We start from the raw sequence: 19,676 nt of genomic DNA, 5'->3' as shown, positions 1-19,676 counted from the left end.
GAGAGGACACAACCATGGCAGATCGCGTACTTCGAGGAAGTCGACTCGGAGCGGTGAGCTACGAGACCGACCGTGACCACGACCTCGCGCCCCGTCGGATGGCCAAGTACCGGTGCGACAACGGTGAGGTGTTCGACATTCCCTTCGCCGACGATGCCGAGATTCCCGGCACGTGGCTGTGCCGTAACGGCCTCGAGGGAACCCTGGTCGAGGGGACTGCGCCCGAGGCCAAGAAGGTCAAGCCGCCGCGTACCCACTGGGACATGCTGCTCGAACGCCGTTCCAAGGAGGAACTGGAGGAGCTGCTGAAGGAGCGCCTCGACCTGCTGAAGGCGAAGCGCCGCGGAGCCTGACACAGGCAACCGAACCGTACGAACGCCGTCTCGGCTCTGCCGGGGCGGCGTTCGCCGCGTCCGGGGAAGTTGCGACCCCGGCTTCGGCGCGGACGGGGTGTTCGACACGGACAAGCTTCTGTTGGTCACTGGGCTGGTCACCGTCTCGACAGGACTCATCCAAGTACTCCGATCTGCTGAACGCGGGCGCGTTACATTCCGAGCACACAAAGCACCGAGCGTCACGCCCCGAACACGCAGTCGAAGAAACCACGTATGACCGACCTCTCGGGCTTCCGTACCATTTGAGAGGTAGGTCACATGACCGCTCTCAATCTACTATTCGGTACCGCGGAGTCAAGGGTTTGGTCTTCTCTTCGGGTAAATCTCACACCTGGAGTATGAAATCGGCACCCCGAAACCACGACCGGTCGGGCGTCCACGATATTCAGGGGTGGTCAACCGCCTTCTGTACAACCACTGACATTTCGTGGTATTCCCCCATCACCGCCCAAACCAAACCTTCCGGTCTGTCGGGCGGTGATGCGGTCAGCGCACCGAGTGCGGCCGGTTCGCGCTGTCGTCGGGATCGCTGTCGCTGCCGGTGTCGGGCGCGGCGTGCCGCGGCCGACGATGCGAATGCTCGAGGTGCGGTGCGATCGCGGCGAGAGCAGCCGGCGTCGTCATCGTCCAGTGCGTCGCGTCCACCGGATGCTCGACGATGCTCCCGCGCACGAACTGTCCCCAGCAGGTCACCGGGTCCACGTGGAAACCGTCGTCCAGGGCGGCGGTGAAGAACACCAGATCGCCCGCGAACACCCTCGGCCGGTGTGCGTCGATCAGTGTGGGGGCTCGCAGCGCATTGCCGTAGATCCGTCCGAGTTCCGAAGCGGTCAGCGCCGCCAGCGGCCCTCCGACAACCCGCAGCAGTGCCGCCGCACGCTCGGCGTCGAACTGCCCGTCCGGCGCGAGTTCGTCGAGCACGCTGCCGTCCGGGAGGTCCAGGCCGACTCCGCCGAGAAGATCCGCGGTGGTCGCGGAGTTCTCCACGCTGCGGTCGATCCCGACATAGCTGTCGAGGAGCCCCAGCAGACGCACCTCTTCACCGGCGTCCTGCAACTGCACCGCCATCTCGTGAGCGATGACTCCACCCAGCGACCACCCCACCAGGTGGTACGGGCCGTGCGGCTGGATCGAACGGATCTCCCGGACATAGCGGGCCGCGAAGTCGGTGATCGTCTTCAGGTGCGGCTCGTCCTCGGTCAGCGCCGGCGACTGCAGCCCGGTTCACGATCGCACCGTGGGTGACGGCGACGCCCTTCGGCCGGCCCGTCGACCCGGACGTGAAGATCACGTACGCCGTGTTGTCGGCGGTGAGCGTGGTCGAGATCGGTGCCGAGTCCTCGTCACGGAGGTCGAGGGTGTCGACGTTCACCACCGGTGCCGCGGTGCTGAAGGTGGTGTCGTCGGCAGCGCGCGTCAGCACGCACACCGGCTGCGTGCTGTCGATCACGTATGCGGTGCGCTCGGCGGGGTGATCGGGATCGATCGGCAGGTATGCGGCTCCTGCCTTCACGATCGCGTAGATGGCGACGAGCAGATCGAGTGATCGGCGCATCCCGACCGCGACGACGGACTCCGGTCCCACTCCGATTCCGATCAGGTTGCGGGCGAGGCGGTCGGTGTGCTTGTCGAATTCGGCGTAGGTCAGCCACCGGTCCTCGAATACCAGCGCCACGGCGTCGGGAGTGGCGGCGGCCTGAGCCGCGAACAACGACACCAGGGTATCCGCCGGTACGGGGTGGTGCGTCGCATTGGCCGCCGCGAGGGCGGACCGCTCGTCCGCGTCGAGCAGGTCGATGTCGCCGACCGAGACCGGCGGGTTGTCGACGACCGCGTCGAGGAGCCGGCCGAACCGTTCGCCGATCGACACGGCAGTGTCCTCGTCGAACAGGTCTGTCGCGTAGGACAGTTGCACGGCCAGCCCGGCGGGGGCGCCGGCGGAGTCGAACTGCTCGACGACGGTGAGTTGTAGGTCGAACTTCGCCACGTGGACGTCGATCTCGGTTGCCTCGACCTCGAGTCCGTCGAGTTCCACCCGGGTGTTCGCGGTGTTCTGGAAGGTGAGCATCACCTGGAAGAGCGGGTGGTGTGCCGACGACCGGGCGGGGCTGAGCACCTCCACGAGGCGCTCGAACGGGACGTCGCCGTGCTGGAACGCGGCGAGGTCGGCGTCGCGGGTGCGGGCGAGTACGTCACCGAAGGTGTCGCCGGGGTCGACGGTCGTGCGGAGCACGAGGGTGTTGACGAACATGCCGACGAGGTGGTCGAGCGCTTCCTCGCCGCGTCCCGCGACCGGTGTGCCGATCACAATGTCCGATCCGGCGCCGAGACGGCGGAGCAGCACCGCCAGCGCGGTGTGCGTCACCATGAACGGCGTCGTGCCGGTGCTCTGTGCGAGATCGACGAGACGCCCGTGCACGTCGGCCGGGATCGTGAACTCGACACGCCCGCCCCGGTGGGACATCTCGGCGGGCCGTGTCCGGTCGGTGGGCAGCTCGATCAGTGGCGGCACACCGGTGAGCGCTGCCTGCCAGTGGGCGATCTGCCTGGCGGACAGGCTGTTCGGGTCGTCTTCCGAACCCAGTAGGTCCCGCTGCCAGAGGCTGTAGTCGGCGTACTGCACCGGGAGCGGTGCCCAGGTAGGTGCGTGACCGGCTGCCCGCGCCGCGTACGCGACCATCACGTCGGCGGCCAGCGGCGTCATCGACCAGCCGTCGGCGGCGATGTGATGAACCACGAGGACGAGAACGTGCCGGTGGGGTGCCTCACGGAACAGCCCGGCGCGCAGCGGTCTGTCGATGGTGAGGTCGAATCCGGAACCGCCGAGTGCCGTCACTGCGGCGGTGAGCGAATCTGCGTCGACGTCGATCGGATCGTCGCCTGCCAGCACACTCACGGCGGGCATGATCAGCTGGTGGGGTCCGTCAGGGGTGTCGGGGAAGACGGTGCGCAGCGCTTCGTGACGTTCCTGGACGTCGTCGAGCGCCGCTCGCAGGGCATTGCGGTCGAGTGGGCCGGTGAGCCTCAACGCGATCGGCAGGTTGTAGGCGGGCGATGCCGTGTCGAACTGGTTGAGGAACCACATGCGTTGCTGCGCGACGGACAGCGGCACGCGGTCGGGTCGTTGCCGCGCTTCGAGCACCGGCCGCGGGTCGGGTTGCGGGCTCGTGTTCGCCACCGCGACCGCCAGTTGCGACACCGACGGCGACTGGAAGAGGTCCCGGACCCCGATCCGCACACCGAGGGCGGTGTTCGCCCGGGACACGACCTGGGTGGCCATCAGCGAGTTGCCGCCGAGTTCGAAGAAGCTGGTGTCGACGCTCAGGTCGGGCAGGCCGAGGACGTCGCGGAAGATCCCGAGGAGGATCTCCTCGGTGACCGTTCTCGGGCGCACGATGTCGGCCGAGTGTGCGCCGAATACCGGTGCGGGCAGGGCGTTGCGGTCGAGTTTGCCCGCCGGGGTCAGCGGCAACGACTCCAACACCACGATCGCCGACGGCACCATGTACCCCGGCAACCGCTCCCCGACGAACTCCGACAACACCCGGGTATCAGGTTCCGTACCGGGCGCCGGCAGCACGTACGAGACCAGGCGACTGCTCGCGCTCTCGTCGTCATAGCCGACCGTGTGGGCGAACTCCACCACCGGATGCGCTGCCAACGCGGCGTCGATCTCACCCAATTCGATCCGGAACCCCCGGATCTTCACCTGAAAATCACTACGCCCCAAAAACTCCAAAACCCAGGTGCCGTCCGCGGCGACCACCCACCGCACCACATCACCCGTGCGATACATCCGCCCGCCCGCACCGAACGGACACGCCACGAACCGCCCCGCCGTCAACCCGGCCCGACGCACATACCCCCGAGCCAAGCTCGAGCCGAGAACATACAACTCCCCGCGCACCCCGGCCGGGACCGGACGCAACCGGTGGTCGAGGACGACGAGGTCGACACCCACGGTCGGTGACCCGACGGTGACCGGCTGCCCGGGCACCATCGGTCCGGTCGCCGACGACATGATGGTGGTCTCACTCGGACCATACGCATTGACCATCACCCGACCCGGCGCCCACCGCGACACCAACTCCGGCGGACACACATCACCCGCCACCACCACCGTCTTCAAACGGTCCAGACCCCGATGATCCAACGACGCCAACGCCGCCGGCGTGCAAAACGCATGCGACACCTCATGTTCGGCAACAAACTCCGCCAACTCGGCGCCACCGAAAATACTGGTCGGCGCCACCACCAGCGTCGCCCCCGCACACACCGCCATCACCAACTCGAACACCGACGCATCGAAACTCGGCGACGCGAAATGCAACACCCGCGAACCCGCGCCCACCCCCAACCGATCCCGCTCATCCGCAGCCAGATTCACCACACCCCGATGCGTGACCGCCACACCCTTCGGCCGACCCGTCGACCCCGACGTGTAAATCACATACGCCGGATGATCCACCGACAACACACCCGTCCGGTCGGCGTCGGTGACCGCATCCGCCGGATACGAGGCAACGGCAGACACAAACTCCGCGTCGTCGAGCACGATCCACTGGGTCGCGTCGGGCAGACCCTCCCGCAACGCGGCGGTCGTGATCCCGATCGGCGCCCCACAATCCTCCAGCATGAACGCGATCCGCTCGAACGGATAACCCGGATCCACCGGAACGAACGCCGCCCCCGCCTTCGCGACCGCCCACACACTGGACACGGACTCGACCGACCGCGGCAGCGCCAACGCCACCACGACCTCCGGGCCGACCTGGAGGTCGATCAGTAGCCGCGCCAGCCGGTTCGACGTCTCGTCCAGGGCGCGGTAGCTCAGCGCGGCGGCGGACGTCCCGTGCCCGGGTGCGACGAGGGCATCGCCGTCCGGGTTGCTGAGGACGGCGCCGGCGAGTAGATCCGGCAGCGTGACGGGTGCGAATCCGGCGCGCCCGGTGGCCGGCAGCAGGCTGCGGCGTTCGTCCTCGTCGAGGATGTCGAGGTCGCCGATCCGTCGTGGTCCGTCGGTGTCGGAGATGAGGAACGCGCCGAGGAACCGGCTGAAGCGAGCGTGATGCGCGGCGAGGGTGTCTTCGGAGTACAGGTCGGGGTTGGCCTCGAGGTCCAGGTTGAGGCTGGTGCCGGCGACCCCGTGATAGACGTTGACCGCGAGGTCGGTGATCGGTCCGGTGGACAGCAGTTCGAGCCTGCCGACGATGCTGCCGAGGGTGATCTCGTTGTGGAACAGCATGACGTTGATCAGTGGGCCGTAGAAACCCTGATGATCGATGGCCGCGTCGCGACGGATGTCGATGTGCGGGTACCGCTGATGCCGGAGCGCCGCGGTGACCTCCAGCCGGACCGCCGCCACCAGATCCGTGTTCGTCATGTCCGGGCGCACGTGCAGGCGCAACGGGACGACGTTGGACACCATGCCGCCCGAGCGGCGGAGCAGCGCGGTGGTGCGGGCGGTGACGGGCAGGCTGACCGCGACGTCCTCGCGTCCGGTCATCCGGGAAAGGTACGCGGCGAAGGCGGCGATGACCTCGAACGCGGTCGACGAGTCGTGGCGGTCCGTCGCAGCCTCGAGGTGGTCGACAAGGGCGTCGGGGATCTGGCCGCCCGTCGTGCGGCTCCGCGCCCGCGCGGGGGCGCTCCGGTCGACGAGGCTGTGCGGTTCGCCGATGGTGGACACCCGCTCGGACCAGTACTCCCGGTCGGCCCGGCAGCGCGCCGACGTCCGGTAGTCCTCGTCGACCCGGGCGACGTCGGTGAGTTCGGCAGCCTTGGACGGCTCTACACCGCACCCCTCGACGGCTGCGGTGTAGAGCTCCGCGGTCCGGTCGACGAGGGTCACCGATCCCATGCCGTCGAGCGCGACGTGGTGGACCCTGCTGTACCAGTAGTGGCGATCCGGCCCGATGCGCAGAAGCGCCGAGGTCGTGAGCCGATCGCGGCACACGTCGAGCGGGGCGGTGTACTCCTGCCGCATCCACTCCTTGGCCGCGGCCCGCGGATCGGGCTCGTGCTGCAGGTCGACGAACCGGACCGATGCTTCCAGGGTCGGATCGACCACCTGGTAGGGAACCCCGTCGACCTCGACGAGTCGGAGGAATGCGGAGCCGAGCTCGCGGCCCGCGGTGATCATCGACTCCGATAGCAGCGGTACGTCGAGGGCACCCACCAGTTCGACGCACTGCGCGATGTTGACGGGTACGTCGGGATCGAGTTGCTGGGCGAACCACATGCCCTGCTGAGCGGCGGAAAGCGGAAATGCACCGTCCGGAAGGCGACCCTCGGTGGTCACGTCACCACTCGGCACAGCTTCGACCACCTTGTTCGTCCTCTTTCCCGCTCCGGCGGTGGGACGAACCCACCGGCCACCGAAGAAACTCATAGTGACCTGCGAACCTGGGAATTTACCGAACATTACCCGGGAGTACGCTTCAGGTTCCTATCGGACGTACGGTTCACACCGTTTCAGGGCGTCTCACAATGTGGACACCGCGCGGGTTTACCCACGTGGATCCTGTTTCCGGACCATAGATATAGCACTGCCCCACTCCTTCCGGGAAGGAGCGGGGCAGCGGTCGGCGCCGAGCCTTAGCCGGCTGTCACACCCTTGATCTTGGCGATTCGATTCCGCAGCCCCCACTGTGTGACCTTGAGGAGCGCCTCGCGGACGATCCCGCCGCTCATCTTGGATTCGCCGATCTCTCGTTCCGTGAACGTGATGGGAACTTCGCGGACGTCGAAGCCCTCCTGAATGGCCCGCCACGCCAGGTCCACCTGGAAGCAGTAGCCATGCGACTCCACCGCAGCGAGGTCGAGCTTCTCGAGCACCTCACGGCGGTACGCCCGGTATCCGCCGGTGATGTCTTTGATCTTCACGCCCAGGGCGAGCCGCGAGTAGATGTTCCCGCCGCGCGAGAGCCACTCGCGGTGCTTCGGCCAGTTGACCACCGTGCCGCCCGGCACGTACCTCGAACCGAGCACAAGGTCGGCGCCGGCGTCCACCTGGTCGAGGAGGCGATGCAACTGCTCGGGCGCGTGGCTGCCGTCCGCGTCCATTTCGACGAGGACGGTGTAGTCCCGGTCCAGGCCCCAGTGGAATCCGGCGATGTAGGCGGCTCCGAGACCGTTCTTCTCGGTGCGGTGCATCACGTGGATGCGGCCGGCCTCGTCGTTCGACGCGAGGGCGTCCGCGATGTCTCCGGTGCCGTCGGGGCTGCCATCGTCGACGACCAGAACATGCGTCCGCGGCAGCGCCGCATGCAGGCGGCCCACGATCAGGCCGAGATTCTCCCGCTCGTTATACGTCGGAATGATCACCAGAGTCCGTGCGCTCGGTGCCCCGCTCTGCCCGGAATCGGTCTCCGATGCCATGAGGATCCTCCCTGCCGGCAACTGCCGGCGCCTTCTCGGTACTGCGTTGAATCAGTGGGCGAACTGTGCGTCGTCGTTGCACCACGGCGAACGCGACGGCAGCGACGGCGCCGACACAGAGGAGAACCTCCGGAATCGGGCCGAGCCGACTTGCCAGCGTAGTACCGGTGCGGAGCGGCACCTGCGACACCAGGGCCGCGGGTACGAAAAGTGGGGTTTCCGCCGCCGTGGACCCGTCGGGGCCGATGATCGCGCTCACACCGCTGGTCGCGGCGACGACGACGGCGCGACCGTGCTCTACGGCCCGCACCTGTGACATGGCGAGCTGCTGGTAGGTCATCTCGGTGTCGCCGAACGTGGCGTTGTTGGTGGGGACGGCGAGCAGTTCGGCGCCGCTGCGCACCGACTGCTCGAACGCCCGGTCGAACGCCACCTCGTAGCAGGTCGCGACCCCGACGGCGATTCCGTCCGCGTGGACGACCCCGTCCCCGTCCCCGGGAACGAAGTTGCCCGCCCGGTCGGCATACGAGGAGAAGTGCCGGAAGAACCCGCGGTACGGCAGGTACTCGCCGAACGGCTGGATGATCTTCTTGTCGTGCTGCTCCTGCGGTCCCGCATCGCCGTCCCACACGATCACCGAGTTGCTGGTGGTGCGGTCGGAATTCACGAGCACCGCACCCACCAGAATCGGCGCACCGATCGCCTCGGACGCCCGGGAGATGTCGGCGGCGGCGTCGGCGTTGCGCAGGGGATCGATGTCGGACGCGTTCTCCGGCCAGACGACGAGGTCGGGTTGCGGCGCCGCGCCCGACGCGACGTCGTCTGCGAGTTCGAGGGTGCGGTTCACGTGATTGTCGAGGACCCGCTTGCGTTGGTCGTTGAAGTCGAGTCCTAGTTTGGGGACGCTGCCCTGGATCGCGGCGACGGTGATCGTCCGGTCTCCCGAGTCCATGCCCGGCAGCGTCGGCCCCAGCGCGAGCGACACGACCGTCGCGGCGAGTGCGACGACCAGACCGCCTGCGAGCGGCCGCGTCCAGTTCGTGGCGCCGCTCACCCGGGCCCGCACCGTCACGGCGACGGATGCCAGTCCGGCGCCGGTCAGCGCGACGGCGAAGCTGAGCAACGGGGCACCGCCAATGCTCGCGAGCGGTAGGAACCAGCCCTCCGACTGGCCGAACGCCAACCGCCCCCAGGGGAAGCCACCGAACGGCACGCTGGCGCGCAGCCACTCCGTGAGCGACCAGCACGCCGCGATCCACAGCGGGGCCCAGCGCAGCCGGGAGACGAGCACGGCGAGCACCCCGAACAATCCGATGTACAGCGACTCGACCGCGGCGAGGGCAAGCCATGGGAGGGCGCCGACGAACACCCCGATCCACGGAAGCAGCGGCACGAGGAAGCCGAGTCCCGCGAGGTAGCCGTAGCCGAAGCCCGCGCGCAATCTCCGTGCCGCACCCCCCGCACCGGTGAGGATCAGCGTCAGCAGGGCGATGCCGATGGGTGCGAGGAACCAGAGGGGACGGGGCGGAAAGCCGGCGAACACGAGGAATCCCGCGGCCACCGACAGGACGGAACGTACCAGCACGCCGCGCTTTCCGGTGGTCCAGCGAGACGCGGTGCTACCGCTCATGGACGACGCTCCCCCGGTGCACCGAACGCAGCAGCACGGGCGTGGGCGCGTCGTCCTCGAGCCGCGGCAGGGCTGGGACCCTGGACCGGGGATCGGTCGACCACCGCTGCACGGAGTCCTTGGGCGCGCTGACCACGAGTTCACCGGCATCCCACACGGCGTACGACGCGGGCGCTCCGGGGTCGAGCGTCCCGGCAAGACCGTCCCGAACCCCGCCGGCCCGCCACGCGCCGCGCGTGGCAGCCGAGAACGCCGCGCGGGGGGAGATCCCGCTGCCGGGCGTGCGGTGGTGGACGGCCGCGCGCAGCATCGCCCACGGGTCGACCGGGGTGACGGGTGCGTCGGAGCTCAGTGCCAGCGACACCCCGGCGGAGGCGGCGGCGGCGAACGGGTTGAGAGTGAGGGCACGCTCGGTTCCGAGGCGCTGCGCGTACAGGCCGTCGGTCCCACCCCACAGGGCGTCGAACGCGGGCTGGACGCTGGCGATCACACCCCACTGCGCGAGCCGCGCAGCGTCGTCACCGGTCAACATCTCGGCGTGTTCGAGTCGGTGCCCGGCCTTCGCGACCGCGGGACCGCCCAGTTCGTCGGCGACGACGGCGAACGCATCGACCGCGGCCCGGACGGCGGCATCGCCGATGACGTGGAATCCGGCCTGGATTCCGGCGATGGTGCAGGCGCGCACGTGTGCGGCGATCTCGTCGACTCCCAGGTAGCTCTTGCCGGTGCCGCCGTCCAGATCGGCATAGGGTTCGCTGAGCCACGCCGTGTGGGAGCCGAGGGATCCGTCGATGAACAGGTCGCCGCCCAGCGCGTGGGCGCCGGTGGTGTTCAACAGCTTCCTGGCCTCCTCGGCGTCGGCGACCGCCTCACCCCAGTAGCCGCGGACCTCGACACCGTGCGGGGTGGCGAGGAGTTCACGGAAATCGTCGAGTCCGGCGATGTCGGGGCCCCCGCACTCGTGCACCGCGACGATGCCGCGGGAGGCGATGGCGTCGAGGGCGGCGATGCGGGCGGCGGAACGCTGCTCGGCCGTCAGCAGCGAGCGCGCGACGGTGCGGGCGGCGTGGTGCGCCTCGAATGTCAGCGGCCCCTCCGGCGAGAAGCCGGCGGTGTCGCTCAGATCCGGGACCGACCGGCGCAGGGCCGTCGAGCAGACTGCCGAATGGACGTCGATCCGGGACAGATACACCGTGCGTCCGGGCGCGGCCTCGTCGAGTTGCGCCGTGGTGGGACCGGCGCCGTCCGGCCACGCCGATTCGTCCCAGCCGTGTCCCCAGATGACCGCGTCGCCGTGGGTGCGGGCGAAGGAGGCGAGCCGGTCCAGGCATTCGCGAAGCGATCCGACACCGACCAGGTCGAGTCCGACGATGTTCAGGCCGAGCGCTGTGACGTGCACGTGGGTGTCGACGAAAGCCGGGGTGACGAACGCGCCGCCGAGGTCGACCACCTCGGCGCCGGGGTGCAGCGCGCGGGCCGCGCGGTCGTCGCCGACCCACGACACGACGCCGTCGGTCACTGCCATCGACGTGGCGTCTGGAGCAAAGGAACTGTAGATTCGGCCGCCGACCAGCAGTTGTGTAGTCACAGGCAACCAGTCTGCCTGTTAGGGGAGAACGCGGGGATCACGGGTCGGGGTTCGGGGCTCCTCGTCGATCACTACGCCCTCGAAGACCTCGTCGACCACCTCCCCTTCGATGACCTCGCCGCCACCCCGCCGGGGTGCCCGCGCGAACGCCTCCGCCCCAGCCACGACGGTGGCGGCACGCCTGCCTGCCAGCAGCACCACGACGGGCCGAAGTGCCCATCGGGTGGGGGGAACGAGGAAGAGCAGCCCGAGCACCGAGGTGACCAGGCCGGGGACGAACATCAGCGCAGAGCCCAACGCGACGAGTGCGCCGTCCGCGACCGCCGCACCAGGAGAGCCGTCGCCGCTCGCCGCCCGGCGCAGGCCGTCCATCACACGACGCCACTGCGACCGCATCAGCAGCAGTCCGATCAGCGTTCCACCGAGCAGGAGGAGAACAGTCCACAGCACGCCGATCGCGTTACCGACCAGGACGAGCGCGGCGATCTCCACCACTACGTACAACAGGAACAGTGCGGCGTACATGACGCCCCCTTTCGGACGGCCGGGTCATCGAGGGTCTGGGTCAACCGTCTGATCGTTCAACGTTCGACGGCGCCGATTTTCTCCCGGCCGTTGATATCGAAGCGCTTACAATGCTAAACCTCAAGTTGACATTGAGAGTCTGCGCATGGTGCAGTTCACTGCGATGGGGGTCTTCCGACCCCGCGCACAACGAGGAGCCGATATGACTCGTTCCACCGTCTTCCGCCGAGCCGCAATCGTTCTCGCGTCCGCAGCCGCCTTCGGCATGCTGTCTTCGGGACCGGCATCGGCGGCACCGGTCGCCGACTTCGCGAAGGGTGCCGCCGAACTGCAGGCGCTGGCCACCGAGGTCTCCCCCGCCGCGACGGCCGCCATGGACGCTCTTCTCGGCGCCAGCGTGTTCATCCCGAAGGATGTGCTCGAGGTCGGACTCACCACACCGCAGGACTTCATGTACCCGTCTCCCACGCTCGGGTGCGGCGTCGCCGACAAGCCCGCGACGGTCACGCTGGCGAGCGCTCAGGGCGGACCGAACCTGTTCCCCCAGATCACCGCGAACCAACTCCGATTCCAGGCCATCCCCGCCTACGTGGCGATCCCGCAGTCGTCCGACCTCAGCGTCGCCTGGATCAACCTCACGACGTTCCAGGGCGGGATCGTCAAGCTCGACGACAAGCTTCCGATCATCAATACCCCGCTGCTGTCGAAGATCGTCGACACCGGCAAGGGAACCGTCCTCGCGACGATGTTCGGGACGGTCGGCTACGCCGACTCCGTCACGTGCACCGTGGTCCCGACCGTCGGCACCTTCACCGTCTAGCGGCAGTACGCTTCCCCAACCGCCGGCCTACGAGCCGGGTCGCACCAGGCCCGTCTCGTAGGCCAGCACCACTGCCTGGACCCGGTCGCGGACGTTCAACTTGGTCAGAATCCGGCCCACGTGCGATTTGATGGTCGACTCCGAGAGGAAGAGCTGACCGGCGATCTCCGTGTTCGACAAGCCGGTGGCGACCAGCTGCAGCACTTCCCGTTCACGCTCGGTCAGCACGTCGAGGACCTCCGGGTCACGAAGCGGACCGGGACCGTCGTCGAGGAACCTCGCCAGCAACCGGCGGGTCACCTTCGGCGACACCACTGCATCCCCCGCGGCCACACTGCGGATGGCCGACACCAGGTCTTCCGACGGGGTGTCCTTGAGCAGGAAGCCGCTGGCCCCGGCCCGCAACGCACCCATGGCGTGCTCGTCGAGGTCGAAGGTGGTCATCACCAGCACGCGACTCGCGACCCCCGACTCCAGGATCTGGGCGGTCGCGCTGACCCCGTCCACCACCGGCATACGGACGTCCATCAACACCACATCGGGTTCGAGTTTGCGGACCGCGGCGACGGCCGCCGCTCCGTCGCTCGCCTCACCGACGACAGTGATGTCGTCCTGAGCGTCGAGCACCATGTTGAGGCCCATCCGCATCAGTTCCTGGTCGTCGACGAGTAGCACGGTGATCGGCACAGCGCCAACCTAACACCGCAGTCCCGGTGGGCGCCCGACCCGCACACCGGCCCGCGGGACACGGCGGTCACGAGTAGATAACCAAACCAAGACCGGCAGAAGCGCTGGCATACGCTCGAAGTCTGCCTATGATCGAATCGGCGGCCAGTCGGAGTGCCCACAGATCGGGGTGTCCAGATGCGAATCGCGGATGTGTTGCGGAACAAGGGTCCGGCCGTGGTGACGGTCGATCCGGAGATGCCGGTCAGCACACTGATCGGCGAACTCGCCAGGCACAATGTGGGCGCCCTGGTGGTGACGGAGAACGACGCCGTCGTCGGGATCGTCACCGAACGCGACGTCGTGCGCCGCATCCACGAGCGCGGCCCCGACATCCTGAATGCCCGGGTCGTGGACATCATGACGACATCGGTGTTCACCTGTCTCCCGACCGACACCGTGGACAGTCTCGCCGAAACCATGACCGAACGCCGGATCCGGCACCTGCCGGTGATCGTGGACGGGCAGCTGGTCGGCATCGTCAGCATCGGCGACGTGGTGAAGAGCCGGATCGGCGAGCTGCAGACCGAACGCGACCAGCTCGAGTCGTACATCGACCACGGCTGAGCGAGAACCTGATGGCCCTGTTCGTCGTGGAATACACGTACAGCCCCGAGACGTCGTCCCTGCGCGACGATCATCGGACGCAGCATCGTGGATGGCTGACCGAACTCGTCCGCCGCAAGGTCATGCGTTCGACCGGCCCCCTCGCCGACGGCCACGGTGCGCTGTTCATCGTCGAGGCCGAGGACGAGGACGCCGTCGCGCGCCTGTTCGCGCAGGATCCGTTCGTACAGGAAAATCTGGTCGAGAAGGTGCAGATCCGCGAATGGACGCCCGCGATGGGCGAATTCAGCGAGTAGGACGCACGCCACACCCAGCCGAACAGGGCTCGGCTCCGAATCCCTCTAGCGGATCGTTCTGCGCACGCCGCGACGATCGGCTGTACGAGTCGTCGTCGGGGCGAGAGATTGAAGGAAGTACGCATGTCCGGGTTCCCCCTCGCACCGACCGACAGTCTCGGCCACGACGCGTTCACCTCGCTGGTGGTCTCTCTGCCGCGCCCCGTCTGCGTGTACGACGACCGACGGCGACTGGTGTTGACGAACCCGGCCCTGGCCGACCTCGTCGGCTACCGATTGGACGAATTCGATCGTGTGGACCTCGCCGGTTTGATGCACCCGTCGGACGCGCCGCGGTGGTTCGGCCTCGTCGGGGGTGTCCTCGATACCGGCACCGCCCAAGCGGGCTATGCCCGCGTCCGGCACAGGAACGGGAACTGGCTGTGGGCGCACGGGGTCGCTCCCGCGTTCACCTCCGCGGACGGCCGCTTCGTCGTGCTCGTGTGGCAGGACAGGACCGACGAGATCTGGAATAACCCCCGCTTGCTCGACACGGCTGAAGTCGCTTCGCTCGACGCCGTCCGTTCGCGGGCAGTCATCGAACAGGCCAAGGGTGCGCTGATGCTCGTCTACTCCGTCTCCGCCGACGCCGCGTTCGACCTCCTGACGTGGCGGTCACAGCAGACGAACACGAAGATCCGCGTCATCGCGGAGCAAATCGTTCTCGCATTCGGCGACGAAATCCACACGCCCACTTCGTTTCGCGACCGTTTCGACGCTCTGCTGCTCACGGCTCACGAGCGGCGCCGCCGATAGAAAAAGCCCCGGGGGCGGTCCCGCGACCTGGGGGCTCAACCCGCGGAACCTGGGCCGGTCGTGCCACCGGTGACGCTTCCGGCCCTGGGGCGTCGATTTCCCGTCTTCTCGAATGACTAAACAGTCGACGGGCACCAGCGAGTCCGCGCGGGAGGACATTTCCAGGGACTTGTGACTGTGTTGCCGTCGAGTTCGGTGGCTGCGAGCAGCGATCCCGGCTCCACTCTCTAGGATGTCGCGGTGTCCACAGGATTGCTGAACGAACCGCTCGAGCGGTCTGCCCCGCCACCGGTACCGAGCCCGTTTCGGACGCCGGCGATCCTCGCCGCGTCCGGCGCGGTGGTGGCGGCCGTGTTGTTCTGGATCGTCTCCGGCAGCCTGACGGACGACGCCTACATCAGTTTGTCCGCCGCCAGGAACCTCGCCGTCCACGGGGAGTGGGCGATCGTAAACGGACTGACCGCGAACACGTCGACGTCCCCGCTCAACGTGCTCGTGCTCGGGGCATTGACGTTCCTGACCCGATTGTGGGGCCCGGGCGATCCCCTGTTCGCGCTCGGAATGCTCAACGTCGCGGTCACCGCCCTGTTGGGCTGGGTGCTGGCGCGCACGTGCCGGCGCCTCGGCCTCGGGACCGTCTGGGCGGTGCTCGCCGGAGCGCTGGTGGTGTTCAACCCGTTCGTGTTGTCCGCGGTCGGACTCGAGGTGCTGCTGATCCCGGCGGCCGTCGCGGTGATGGTGTGGTTCGCGCTCGAAGGCAGGGCCGCCCGGTTCGGCGCAGCCGCGGGCATGGCGTCGCTGGTACGTCTGGACCTGCTCGTCTTCGTCGTGGTCATCGCCGCCCTGTCACCGGCGATTCGCACGCAACTGCGCCGCGCCCTCGCCGGCTTCGCCGCGATCGCCGGGCCGTGGTACCTGTTCAGCTGGATCGTCCTCGGTTCGGCTCTGCCCGACACCTTCCTGATCAAGCAGGGCCAGGCCTCCGATGTGGGCGGCTACAACTACCTCACCGGCCCGATCATGTACCTCGAGTCCAACCCGTGGCGGACCGTGGCGGCATTCGGTCCCGCGGCCCTCGCACTCGTTCTGATTCTCGTCGCGCTCGCCTCGTACGCCAGGCCAGGGAAGCGACCGGTGCCTGTGCCGCTGCTCGCGCTCGGACTGTCCGGTGCCCTCTACTACGCCGCCTACGTCGTGCTCGACACCGTGCCGTACCACTGGTATTACGTGGCGCCCGCGACCACGCTGGCGATGTTCGCCGTCCTCGCCGCCGGCATCCACTGGAGCGCCGCGCGCAACGCCACGGACCGCGCTGTCGCCGGCGCACTGGCCGGCCTGCTCGCCGTGCTGGGCGCCGGCGCCGTGTACTACGACGTCGAGAACGGTCTCCCGTGGGACGCACCCCCCATCTTCGGTAACTGGGCGAGCGCGCAGGACTACGAGCGGGTCGGCCAGGCGGTCGGGACCCTCGTCGGGGAAGCACCGGTGCGATCCCCCGGTGAGATCGGGACCCTCGCGTACTTCTGTGAATGCGTCATCGTCGACGAATTCTCCGACCGCGGATTGGTGGTCGAGGACCGGTTGGTGCCCCGTCTCGCGGAGGCCACCGAACCGGCGCGCACATTGCTGCGCGCCAACTACGCCTTCTTCGACTACCGGCTCGCACCCGTGAACCCCGCATTCGATCTCCGCTACCAGGAAGGCCGTGGTCCCGGCGGCCCGATGTCCTGGGACGTGTTCTCCGCCGCCCGCGGAGCCGGCCACTTCATCCTGGTTCCGCTCGCCGGCGGCTGACGCCGTCGCCCAGGCTGCCCTCGAAGACGTCGTAGCCGGGGGTGAGGACGTGATCCGGGTCGAACTTCTTTTTAGCCTCACCGAGGCGGTGAAACGCCGACCCGAAATCCGGCGCACACCCGGAGTTGCCGTGGATCGTCGGCGGCGGGTGGTCGATGGAGGCGTTCGACGGGGGCACACCCACCGCGCAACTCCTCGACACCGTCGTGCGGGATCGGCCGGTGTTTCTGCCCAACCGCGACCATCACGGAGCATGGGCCAACACGAGAGCTCTGGACCTCGCGGGCATCACTCGAGACACCCCCGATCCCGTCGGCGGACGTATCGAACGCGACGCCGACGGCGCGCCGACCGGCATGCTCCAGGAGTCTGCGATGGAGCTGGTCGGCTGCCACACCCCGCAGCACACCCCCGACGACCGGCTGAAGGCGCTGCTCCACGCCCAGCGGCACCTGCATTCGCTCGGCATCACCGCGTGGCAGGACGCGCTACTCGGCGACACCTCCGGGATCTCCGATGTCTCCGATGCCTACCTGACCGCGGCCGGCGACGGCTCCCTCACCGCGCGGGTTGCGGGCGCCCTGTGGTGGGATCGCGATCGGAGCGCCGAGCAGGTCCCCGACCTGCTCCGGCGACGGTCCCTTCTCCGCGTCGGGAGGATGCGGGCCGACACCGTGAAGATCATGCTCGATGGTGTCGCCGAATCCCGCACCGCGGCCATGATCTCCCCGTATCTGGATGGATGCGCCTGCGCGACAGCCCATTCCGGGACCAGCTTCGTCGACCCGGACGAGCTGCGCGGCTACGTCACCGAACTCGACGCCCTCGGATTTCAGGTGCACTTCCATGCGCTCGGCGACCGGGCCGTGCGCGATGCGCTCGACGCGGTCGACGCCGCTCGGACGACGAACGGATTCCGCGACACCCGGCCGCACCTCGCCCACCTGCAGGTCGTGGACCCGGGCGACATCCCCCGTTTCCGCGCGCTCGGCGTCACGGCCAACATGCAACCGTTGTGGGCAGCCCACGAGCCGCAGATGGACGAACTCACCATTCCGTTCCTCGGGGACGAACGCTCCCGTCGGCAGTATCCCTTCGGTTCCCTGCTGCGCTCGGGCGCAACGCTGGCAGCCGGCAGCGACTGGCCGGTCAGCAGCGCCGACCCGATCCACCGCATCCATGTCGCGGTCCAATCGCGTGCTGCCGGGCCGGGACGGGCAGGGGCGCCCGGTGTTCCTCCCAGAGCAGCGAATCGACCTCACGGCCGCACTCACCGCGTACACCGCCGGGTCCGCGTACGTGAACCACCTCGACGACACGGGGAGCATCGAGGTGGGCAAGCTCGCCGACCTGGTGGTCCTCGACCGGGATCCGTTCACCGAAACCGCCGACGCGATCGGCGAGACCCGGGCCGTCCTGACCTATGTGGGCGGTGATCGCGTCTACACGGCACCGGACGCCTGAGGACCAGCGGGAGGCAGCCCTGGTCGGCGGCGCGGATGCCGGTCGGCGGACCGTCGTGGCGCCGATCGGCATCCGCGGCCACACTGGAGGTGTCCCGCCGAAGTCAGGAGACAGTGATGGGCGACAACAGGCCGTTCGGGTTCGACCCCGACGATCTCGACCGCGTGATCCGTGAGGCCGGCGAGGAATTGCAGGGCGTCAAGGACCGGATCGTCAGGTTCCTGGACCAGGCAGATTCTCGGATTCCGTGGACGGGCGTGTTCGCGGACTTCGCCCGGTCGCCGCGCGGCGCGTCGAAGCCGGAAACGACGGGTGAGACCGGTGATGGTGTGTGGGCGATCTACACGCTCGACGGCGAGGGCGTCGCACGGGTCGAGCAGGTGTATGCCACCGAACTCGATGCGCTCCGCGCGCACAAGCACAACACGGATCCTCACCGGTCGGTGCGGTTCCTTCCCTACGGCGTCACCGTCAGCGTCCTCGACCAGCCGGAGGAAGCGACACCACCAGAGACGGAGTAGCCGGGGCCGCTCAGTCCTCGAGCTCGAGCGGCAACTCCGCGGTGACCCGCCAACTGCCGTCGGTCTGCCGTCCCGCCTCGAGGGTGCCGTGCAGCACGGCGACCCGCTCCCGCATCCCCAGCAGCCCGTTGCCCGATCCGAGCGAGAACTGCCCGGACGAGTTGCCGTTGTCGGTGATTTCGACGAGCACGTCCGTCTCGCGGCGCCGCACCCGCACCTTCGCGCGCGGACGTTCTCCGGCATGCCGCAGCACGTTCGTCAGCGATTCCTGGACCAGCCGGTGGACGCCGAGACTGACCGCCGGGCTGATGTCGTCCAACTCCCCCGTCAGCTCGAGTTCCACGGGCAGTCCGGCGCTGCGCATCATGTCGACCACCCGGGCGAGGCCGGCCGTGCCGTGCTGGGGCATGTCGTCGGTCGCCGGTTCGGTGCGCAGCAGCGAGACGGTGCGCCGCAGTTCCGCCAGAGCCTCCCGCCCGGTGCCGGCGATGTTGGTGAGTGCCTGCTTCGCGATGTCGGGGTTGCTCTTCAAGGCGTAGGACGCGCCGTCGGCCTGAACGATCATCACGCTCACCGCGTGCGCGACGACGTCGTGCAATTCCCGGGCGATCCGGGTCCGCTCGGCCGCCACCGCGTCCTCGGCGCGACGATCCCGGTCGTAGTCGGCGACGACGAGGCGCGCGGCGACCTCTTCGTCGTAGGCCCGGCGGGCGCCGAGGAACTCCGCCGTGATCCAGGAGAGTGCGAAGACGAGGACCGAGAACAGTCCGGCCGCCAGCAGTTCCTGTTCCAGTAACCAGATCGACAGGGCCGAATCCACGGCGAGGCCCACCGCGTACATGGCGGCGGTCCGGCGGTCGACGTAGGCGACGAGTGTGTACAGGGCGACGGCGAGCGCCAGCAGACCGGGATGCTCGGCGTCGAGGTCACCGATCGAGTAACTGACGAACGTGATCGTGATCGACACCACCAGAACGGCACCGGCCGCCGCCCGCGGATACTTGCGACGCCACGCGATAGGCAGGCACAGCAGGAAACCCATGACCAGCTGCACCCACGGCGAGCGGTCTCCCGACGCGGTGAACACGAACACCTCGAGGGCGAACAGGATCGCCGCCAACATCGAGTCCGCAACCGTCGGCTTTCCTCGCAGCCACAGACTGAACCTCCGCATG

General features: G+C 68.3%; 16 protein-coding genes and 2 pseudogenes. 9 read left to right on the top strand and 9 right to left on the bottom strand.

Going from position 1 to position 19,676, the window contains the following annotated elements; all coding sequences use genetic code 11:
• Window positions 1-14: 14 nt before the first annotated feature.
• Window positions 15-353: an RNA polymerase-binding protein RbpA gene (locus tag GO592_RS12800; RefSeq protein WP_005255751.1), complete on the top strand. Its 339-nt coding sequence runs from the start codon at window positions 15-17 to the stop codon at window positions 351-353.
• 528 nt (window positions 354-881) lie between these two features.
• Here GO592_RS12800 and GO592_RS12795 read toward each other — a convergent pair.
• From GO592_RS12795 to GO592_RS12770, 6 genes and pseudogenes are all read right to left on the bottom strand, one after another.
• On the bottom strand, window positions 882-1,568 hold the full coding sequence (locus GO592_RS12795; RefSeq protein WP_237720333.1) for a thioesterase domain-containing protein: 687 nt from the start codon (window positions 1,566-1,568) through the stop codon (window positions 882-884).
• 94 nt (window positions 1,569-1,662) lie between these two features.
• Window positions 1,663-6,636, bottom strand: a pseudogene (locus GO592_RS12790) (amino acid adenylation domain-containing protein); the annotation flags it as partial.
• Between the two features lie 356 nt (window positions 6,637-6,992).
• Window positions 6,993-7,775, bottom strand: a complete 783-nt coding sequence (locus GO592_RS12785) for a polyprenol monophosphomannose synthase (protein ID WP_007295611.1) — start codon at window positions 7,773-7,775, stop codon at window positions 6,993-6,995.
• Window positions 7,702-9,405: an apolipoprotein N-acyltransferase gene (lnt, locus tag GO592_RS12780; protein WP_007295612.1), complete on the bottom strand. Its 1,704-nt coding sequence runs from the start codon at window positions 9,403-9,405 to the stop codon at window positions 7,702-7,704. The genes GO592_RS12785 and lnt overlap by 74 nt, the downstream gene beginning before the upstream one ends.
• Window positions 9,395-10,999, bottom strand: a complete 1,605-nt coding sequence (locus GO592_RS12775) for an amidohydrolase (protein WP_039950262.1) — start codon at window positions 10,997-10,999, stop codon at window positions 9,395-9,397. The genes lnt and GO592_RS12775 overlap by 11 nt, the downstream gene beginning before the upstream one ends.
• Window positions 11,000-11,011: 12 nt before the next feature.
• Window positions 11,012-11,518, bottom strand: a complete 507-nt coding sequence (locus GO592_RS12770; protein ID WP_007295614.1) for an FxsA family protein — start codon at window positions 11,516-11,518, stop codon at window positions 11,012-11,014.
• 202 nt (window positions 11,519-11,720) lie between these two features.
• Between GO592_RS12770 and GO592_RS12765 the strand changes: the two genes are divergently transcribed.
• Window positions 11,721-12,338: a hypothetical protein gene (locus tag GO592_RS12765; protein WP_007295615.1), complete on the top strand. Its 618-nt coding sequence runs from the start codon at window positions 11,721-11,723 to the stop codon at window positions 12,336-12,338.
• Window positions 12,339-12,365: 27 nt separating this feature from the next.
• Here the strand turns inward: GO592_RS12765 and GO592_RS12760 are convergent, their stop codons facing one another.
• Window positions 12,366-13,025 (bottom strand): response regulator, encoded by a 660-nt coding sequence (locus tag GO592_RS12760; RefSeq protein ID WP_005260679.1) that lies wholly within the window; start codon window positions 13,023-13,025, stop codon window positions 12,366-12,368.
• Between the two features lie 177 nt (window positions 13,026-13,202).
• Here GO592_RS12760 and GO592_RS12755 point away from each other — a divergent pair, with 177 nt between their 5' ends.
• The 4 genes from GO592_RS12755 to GO592_RS12740 all read left to right on the top strand — a co-directional run bounded on the left by GO592_RS12755 (window position 13,203) and on the right by GO592_RS12740 (window position 16,516).
• The gene (locus GO592_RS12755) at window positions 13,203-13,631 is read left to right on the top strand and encodes a CBS domain-containing protein (RefSeq protein WP_005246355.1); all 429 of its coding nucleotides are present in this window, start codon (window positions 13,203-13,205) and stop codon (window positions 13,629-13,631) included.
• A gap of 11 nt (window positions 13,632-13,642) precedes the next feature.
• Entirely contained in the window at window positions 13,643-13,927 is a 285-nt protein-coding gene (locus GO592_RS12750; protein WP_005575305.1) for a YciI family protein, read from the top strand.
• A gap of 123 nt (window positions 13,928-14,050) precedes the next feature.
• Window positions 14,051-14,722, top strand: coding sequence for a PAS and ANTAR domain-containing protein (locus GO592_RS12745; RefSeq protein ID WP_007295616.1), 672 nt, complete (start codon window positions 14,051-14,053; stop codon window positions 14,720-14,722).
• A gap of 240 nt (window positions 14,723-14,962) precedes the next feature.
• The gene (locus tag GO592_RS12740) at window positions 14,963-16,516 is read left to right on the top strand and encodes a hypothetical protein (RefSeq protein WP_007295617.1); all 1,554 of its coding nucleotides are present in this window, start codon (window positions 14,963-14,965) and stop codon (window positions 16,514-16,516) included.
• Here the strand turns inward: GO592_RS12740 and GO592_RS12735 are convergent.
• Complete coding sequence (locus tag GO592_RS12735) at window positions 16,488-16,700, bottom strand: BBE domain-containing protein (RefSeq protein WP_157234172.1); 213 nt, start codon at window positions 16,698-16,700, stop codon at window positions 16,488-16,490. The two genes, GO592_RS12740 and GO592_RS12735, sit on opposite strands and share 29 nt — an antisense overlap.
• On the opposite strand from GO592_RS12735, the pseudogene GO592_RS12730 reads away from it, so the two are divergent.
• From GO592_RS12730 to GO592_RS12725, 3 genes and pseudogenes are all read left to right on the top strand, one after another.
• A pseudogene (locus GO592_RS12730) lies at window positions 16,672-17,664 on the top strand (amidohydrolase); the annotation flags it as partial. The gene GO592_RS12735 and the pseudogene GO592_RS12730 sit on opposite strands and share 29 nt — an antisense overlap.
• Before the next feature lie 31 nt (window positions 17,665-17,695).
• Complete coding sequence (locus GO592_RS44375) at window positions 17,696-17,980, top strand: amidohydrolase family protein (RefSeq protein WP_237720328.1); 285 nt, start codon at window positions 17,696-17,698, stop codon at window positions 17,978-17,980.
• Between the two features lie 116 nt (window positions 17,981-18,096).
• Complete coding sequence (locus GO592_RS12725) at window positions 18,097-18,501, top strand: hypothetical protein (RefSeq protein ID WP_007295619.1); 405 nt, start codon at window positions 18,097-18,099, stop codon at window positions 18,499-18,501.
• Window positions 18,502-18,511: 10 nt separating this feature from the next.
• On the opposite strand, the gene GO592_RS12720 is transcribed toward GO592_RS12725, so the two are convergent.
• Window positions 18,512-19,675, bottom strand: coding sequence for a sensor histidine kinase (locus GO592_RS12720; protein ID WP_037205116.1), 1,164 nt, complete (start codon window positions 19,673-19,675; stop codon window positions 18,512-18,514).
• Window position 19,676: the final 1 nt, after the last annotated feature.

The organism is Rhodococcus sp. 21391 (genome assembly GCF_016772255.1).
GTDB lineage: Bacteria > Actinomycetota > Actinomycetes > Mycobacteriales > Mycobacteriaceae > Rhodococcus_F > Rhodococcus_F opacus.
The sequence above is the reverse complement of the archived record's forward strand: the minus strand, read 5'-3'. Positions and strand labels throughout refer to the sequence as shown.

What these genes read in the sequence shown, in the direction of transcription:
- GO592_RS12770 (WP_007295614.1), bottom strand. Translation starts at nt 11,518, where the DNA reads ATGTACGCCGCACTGTTCCTGTTGTACGTAGTGGTGGAGATCGCCGCG.
- GO592_RS12800 (WP_005255751.1), top strand. Translation starts at nt 15, where the DNA reads ATGGCAGATCGCGTACTTCGAGGAAGTCGACTCGGAGCGGTGAGCTAC.
- GO592_RS44375 (WP_237720328.1), top strand. Translation starts at nt 17,696, where the DNA reads ATGTCGCGGTCCAATCGCGTGCTGCCGGGCCGGGACGGGCAGGGGCGC.
- GO592_RS12785 (WP_007295611.1), bottom strand. Translation starts at nt 7,775, where the DNA reads ATGGCATCGGAGACCGATTCCGGGCAGAGCGGGGCACCGAGCGCACGG.
- GO592_RS12750 (WP_005575305.1), top strand. Translation starts at nt 13,643, where the DNA reads ATGGCCCTGTTCGTCGTGGAATACACGTACAGCCCCGAGACGTCGTCC.
- GO592_RS12765 (WP_007295615.1), top strand. Translation starts at nt 11,721, where the DNA reads ATGACTCGTTCCACCGTCTTCCGCCGAGCCGCAATCGTTCTCGCGTCC.
- GO592_RS12745 (WP_007295616.1), top strand. Translation starts at nt 14,051, where the DNA reads ATGTCCGGGTTCCCCCTCGCACCGACCGACAGTCTCGGCCACGACGCG.
- GO592_RS12720 (WP_037205116.1), bottom strand. Translation starts at nt 19,675, where the DNA reads ATGCGGAGGTTCAGTCTGTGGCTGCGAGGAAAGCCGACGGTTGCGGAC.
- GO592_RS12755 (WP_005246355.1), top strand. Translation starts at nt 13,203, where the DNA reads ATGCGAATCGCGGATGTGTTGCGGAACAAGGGTCCGGCCGTGGTGACG.
- GO592_RS12725 (WP_007295619.1), top strand. Translation starts at nt 18,097, where the DNA reads ATGGGCGACAACAGGCCGTTCGGGTTCGACCCCGACGATCTCGACCGC.
- lnt (WP_007295612.1), bottom strand. Translation starts at nt 9,405, where the DNA reads ATGAGCGGTAGCACCGCGTCTCGCTGGACCACCGGAAAGCGCGGCGTG.